Source organism: Methylobacterium sp. WL103, assembly GCF_008039885.1.
Classification (GTDB): domain Bacteria; phylum Pseudomonadota; class Alphaproteobacteria; order Rhizobiales; family Beijerinckiaceae; genus Methylobacterium; species Methylobacterium cerastii.
Genome location: NZ_VRUX01000284.1, coordinates 1 through 5,342, shown reverse-complemented (window position 1 = coordinate 5,342; position 5,342 = coordinate 1). Strand labels below are relative to the sequence as shown.

Genomic DNA, 5,342 nt, shown 5'->3' with positions numbered 1-5,342 from the left:
CCCGCCGGCAGCGGCGGCGGCAACGGCACCACCGGCAGCGGCGCAGCTCCCAGCGGCAAGTGATCGGCGACAAGTGATCGGCGACAAGTGATCGCCGGACGATCGGACTGACGCGATCGCCCTGAGGCGGTCGCGTCGAGGCGGAGCGGGCCGGGCGGCCCGCTCCGCCTTTTTCCGCTCGAAGGCCGACGGTCACCCGCCCTGCAGCGATTCCGCGAAATCCTCCGGCACCTCGCCGAACTGCCCGAGGATCGTCACGCTTTCCAATTCCCCGGTCTCGTCGTCGGCCACCACCTTCAGCGCCGCGGTGCCGGGCATCCGCCCGGCCATGGCCTGCGCCTTCTCAGCGCGCCGCTCTCGGTCGGAGCCACCTCGCGGTCGCCCGGCACCAGGCGCTTGCGCTTGACCACGAAGGTCTGGACCACGAACGTCGTCTTCATACCCATCGCGTGTCCTCGAACCGTGCAGCAAAACCGTCGGTTGGCACGATTGACGCTAGCGCCGTCGATGCGCCACCCTCGCGTGCCCGCTCCTCCTACACGGAACCGTCGATGATCGAGACGCGCCGTCGTCCGCGCCGAACCCTGTCGCGCGTTGCCCTGTCTGGATCGGTCCTCTGCGGGCTGGCCATGTCGGCGGCCTGGACCGGCCAGGCGCAAGCCCGCGACCTGCGCATCGGCCTGGCGGCGGAAGCCACCTCGATGGATCCGCACTTCCACAACCTCGGCCCCAACAACTCGCTGCGGCGCCACATCTTCGAAGGGCTGGTCACCACGGACGCCGCGATGGCGGTGGTGCCGGCCCTCGCCCTGTCCTGGACGGCCGACGACGAGCACACCTGGACGTTCAAGCTCCGCCCGAACGTGACCTTCTCCGACGGCACGCCGTTCACCGCGAACGACGTGATCTACACCTTCTGCCGCATCCCTTTGGTCGAGAACTCGCCCTCCTCCTTCGCCACCTTCGTCCGGCCGTTCGAGGGCGTCACCGCCCCCGACCCGCTGACCGTGGTGATCAAGACCGCGGGGCCCCTGCCGCTCCTGCCGACCAACATCACCGCGCTCGGCATGCTCAGCGCCAAGGCGTCGGGCGCCCCCGGCCCGGTCGCGTTCGCCAAGGGCGGATGCATCGGGATGGGCACCCCGCCGAAATCCACCGATTTCGGCAACCCCAAGGTCGCGGTCGGCACCGGCCCCTACGCGCTCAAGGAGTACGTGCGCGGCACGCAGGTGGTGCTTTCCAAGAACCCGACCTACTGGGGCGCGGCCCCCGCCTTCGACACGGTGACGATGAAGCCGATCGTCTCGACCGGCCCGCGCGTGGCGGCGCTGCTCGCCGGCGACGCCGACCTGATCGAGAACCCGGCGATCCAGGACCTGCCGCGGATCGAGGCGGCGGGCTTCACCGTCACCAAGGGCCTGTCGAACCGGATCATCTACATCCACCTCGACCAGTTCGACGGCGCGGGCTGGAAGACGCCGACGATCCGCGGGACCGACAAGAACCCCTTGCTCGACAAGCGCGTGCGCGAGGCGCTCTCCAAGGGCATCGACCGCAAGGCCATCGTCGAGCGCGTGATGGGCGGGGTGGCGCAGGCAGCCGGCGAGCTGCTGCCCTTTCCGCTCTCCGGCACGACCAAGGACTTCCCCGTCGTCCCTTACGATCCGAAGGCGGCAAAGGACCTGCTCGCCCAGGCCGGCTACCCGAACGGCTTCGAGATCACGCTCGGTACGCCGAACGACCGCTACATCAACGACGAGAAGATCGCGCAGGCCGTCGCCCAGATGTGGAGCCGGATCGGCGTGAAGACGAGCCTCGACGCCTCGACCTCCTCGACCTTCTTCACCCGGCGCAACACGTTCTCGTTCTCGGCGTATCTCGCCGGCTGGGGCGCGGATTCCGGCGAGATGTCGAACTCGCTGAACTCGCTGCTGCTGTGCTTCGACCCGGAGACCGGCCGCGGCTTCACCAACCGGGGCCGCTACTGCAACCGCGAGGTCGACCGGCTCACGATCGAGGCGATGCGCACCTTCGACGAAGCCGAACGCTCCGCCCTGCTGCGCCGGGCCTCGGCGCTGGCCATGGCGGACTATCCGCTGATCCCGCTCCACTTCGAGGTGACCCCCTGGGCCACGGTGAAGAGCCTGCGCTACACGCCGCGGATCGACCAGTACACGCTGGCGATGGACGTCGTGGTGGTGAAGTGAGGGGTCGGGCTTCGCGGCCACCGCGCACCCCCTCTCCCCGCCTGCGGGGAGAGGGAATGCGCACCTCGTTCGGCGGCGTGTCCCCATGCTGACCTACCTGATCCAGCGCTTCGGCCAGGCGCTCGTCACCGTCGCGGCGATGGCGACGCTGGTGTTCCTCGGCGTCTACGCCATCGCCGACCCGATCGACATGCTGGCCGCACCCGACGCGACGCCGGACGAGCGCGCCGCCATCGCCGCCCGGCTCGGGCTCGACCGGTCGCTGCCGGTCCAGTTCGGCACCTTCGCCTGGCGCGCCCTGCACGGGGATCTCGGGCGCTCGTTCGTCTACAACGAGTCCGCCCTGTCGGTGATCGTGCAGCGCCTGCCGGCGACCCTGGAGCTGGCGCTCACCGCCCTGGTGCTCGCCGTTGCGGTCGGCCTGCCGCTCGGCCTCTGGGCGGGCCTGCGGCCGAACGCAGCCTCGGGCCGGACGATCATGACCGGCTCGATCCTCGCGTTCTCGCTGCCGAACTTCTGGCAGGGTCTGATGCTGGTGCTGGTCTTCGCGGTGACGCTCGGCTGGTTCCCGGCGGGCGGCCGCGGCGAGACGGTGAACGTGCTCGGCGTCGAGACCGGCCTGCTGACCCTCGACGGCCTGCGCCACCTCGTCCTCCCTGCGGTGAACCTCGCGCTGTTCAAGCTCGCGGTGGTGATTCGGCTGGCGCGCGCCGGCACCCGCGAGGCGATGCTGCAGGACTACGTGCGCTTCGCCCGCGCCAAGGGCCTCTCGCCCGCCCGCATCGTCGGGGTGCACGTGCTGAAGAACATCCTGCTGCCGGTGGTGACGGTGATCGGTCTCGAGTTCGGCTCGATGATCGCCTTCGCCGTCGTCACCGAGACGGTGTTCGCCTGGCCCGGCATCGGAAAGCTTTTGATCGACTCGATCAACCGCCTCGATCGCCCGGTGATCGTCGCCTACCTGATGCTGACGGTTTGCCTGTTCGTGCTCATCAACCTGATCGTGGACCTGATCTATGCCGGCCTCGATCCGCGCGTCCGCCTGTCGGAGGCCGCGTGAGCCGTCCCGAGATCCTACCTTCCGAAGGCCTGCCCGCCGACGGCCCGCCCGCCGCGTCGGCTCGGGTCGAGGCGGCCGAGCCGGTGTGGCGCGCCCACTTCCGCGTCTTCTTCCGCAGCCCCGGGGCGGCTTTGGGCTTCGCGATCCTGGTGCTGACGATCCTGGCCGCGTGCCTCGCCCCCTGGATCACCCCGCAGGACCCCTACGACCTCGCCAACCTCGACGTGATGGACGGCACCCTGCCCCCCGGCAGCCGCAGCGTTTCCGGCCTGCTCTACGTGCTCGGCACCGACGCGCAGGGGCGCGACATGCTCTCGGCCATCGTCTACGGCCTGCGCGTCTCCCTCGTCGTCGGCCTCTCGGCGACCCTGGTCGCCGCGACGCTGGGCTCGGCGGTCGGCGTGCTCGCGGCCAACGCCGGCGGCCGGGTCGACGCCGTGCTGATGCGGCTGGCCGACCTCCAGCTTTCGTTCCCGGCGATCCTGATCGCGCTGGTGCTGCTCGCCGCCTTCGGCCGCGGGGTCGACAAGGTCGTGATCGCCCTCATCGCCGTGCAATGGGCCTACTACGCCCGCGCCATCCGGGCGACCGCCCTGGTCGAGCGCCGCCGCGAGTACATGGAGGCCGCCCGCGCCCTCGCCCTGCCCCGGCGCAGCCTGATCGTCCGCCACCTGCTGCCGAACTGCCTGCCCCCGGTGATCGTCGTCGCGACCATGCAGGTGGCCCACGCCATCGCGCTGGAGGCGACGCTGTCCTTCCTCGGCGTCGGCGTGCCGGTGACCGAGCCTTCCCTCGGGCTGCTGATCAAGAACGGCTACGACTACCTGCTCTCGGGCAAGTACTGGATCTCGACCTTCCCCGGCCTGGCGCTGGTGGCCGTCATCGTCGCGATCAACCTCGTCGGCGACCGGCTGCGCGACGTGCTGAACCCGAGGTTTTCGGATTGATGGCGTTCGGGACGTCGTGGAGCGAAAGGCTCGCAGCTCCAGCCTCCGCCTTCCCGGACGACCTAAGCGCAGCGGAGGGACGATCCGGGACCCAGCACAGGAATGGGCGAAGCGCCGCGTATTTCCCGGTGCTCCAGGGCGCAGGAGCTGCTTCGCGGCGCTCGTCGTGCTGGATCCCGGATCGCCTTCCGCTCACGCTGCTGGCGTCCGGGAAAACGGCAGCGCTCCGTGCCGCCGGGCGGCGCATGTCATGACCGCCCCCGTCCTCGCCCTCGAAAACCTCAGCGTCGGCTTCCGGGCCGGCGGGCGCGAGCACGTCGCCGTGGACCGGGTGAGCCTCACCGTGAACCGGGGCGAGGTGCTGGGGCTCGTCGGCGAGTCCGGTTCGGGCAAATCGGTGACCGGGCTCGCGCTGATGGGGCTGATCGAGGCGCCCGGCCGAGTGTCCGGCGGAAAGATCCTGTTCGAGGGCCGCGACATCGCCGGCCTGCCGGAAGCGGAGCTCCGCCCGTTGCGCGGCAAGCGCATGGCGATGATCTTCCAGGACCCGATGACCACCCTGAACCCGGTGCTGCGGGTCGAGACCCAGGTCGTCGAGGCGATCCGCGCGCACGAGCGCGTCGGGGTGGCCGCCGCCCGGGCGCGGGCACGCGAGGCGCTGGTCAAGGTCGGGATTCCGGCGCCCGACGAACGCCTGCGCGCCTACCCGCACCAGCTCTCGGGCGGCATGCGCCAGCGCATCGCCATCGCCATCGCGCTGCTGCACGCGCCGGCCCTCCTCATCGCCGACGAGCCGACCACGGCCCTCGACGTGACGATCCAGGCGCAGATCCTGGCCGAGGCGCAGGCGCTCTGCGCCGAGATGGGCACGGCGCTCATCTGGATCACCCACGACCTCGCGGTGGTGGCCGGCCTCGCCGACCGGCTCTGCGTGATGTACGCCGGCCGCATCGTCGAGGGCGGGCCGGTGGCCGACGTGATCGAGGCGCCGCTCCATCCCTACACCGCCGGACTGATCGGCTCCGCCCCGAGCCGCAACGCGCGCGGCGTGCCGCTGACGCAGATCCCCGGCATGGCGCCCTCGCTCGTCGACCGCCCCCCGGGCTGCGCCTTCGCGCCGCGCTGCCC

4 protein-coding genes and 1 pseudogene are annotated in these 5,342 nt (G+C 70.8%); 4 read left to right on the top strand and 1 reads right to left on the bottom strand.

Annotated features, from left to right (window positions below):
- Positions 1–192 precede the first annotated feature (192 nt).
- Positions 193–446: pseudogene (locus tag FV222_RS16345) on the bottom strand (hypothetical protein).
- Positions 447–551: 105 nt separating this feature from the next.
- On the opposite strand from FV222_RS16345, the gene FV222_RS16340 reads away from it, so the two are divergent.
- The 4 genes from FV222_RS16340 to FV222_RS16325 all read left to right on the top strand — a co-directional run.
- A complete protein-coding gene (locus FV222_RS16340; protein ID WP_147764742.1) occupies positions 552–2,207 on the top strand; it encodes an ABC transporter substrate-binding protein in 1,656 nt (551 codons plus the stop codon).
- Between the two features lie 85 nt (positions 2,208–2,292).
- Positions 2,293–3,267, top strand: a complete 975-nt coding sequence (locus tag FV222_RS16335; RefSeq protein WP_147764743.1) for an ABC transporter permease — start codon at positions 2,293–2,295, stop codon at positions 3,265–3,267.
- Between the two features lie 83 nt (positions 3,268–3,350).
- The gene (locus FV222_RS16330; protein ID WP_210248491.1) at positions 3,351–4,214 is read left to right on the top strand and encodes an ABC transporter permease; all 864 of its coding nucleotides are present in this window, start codon (positions 3,351–3,353) and stop codon (positions 4,212–4,214) included.
- Positions 4,215–4,464: 250 nt separating this feature from the next.
- A partial coding sequence (locus tag FV222_RS16325) for an ABC transporter ATP-binding protein (RefSeq protein WP_147815123.1) occupies positions 4,465–5,342 on the top strand: 878 nt, incomplete at its 3' end.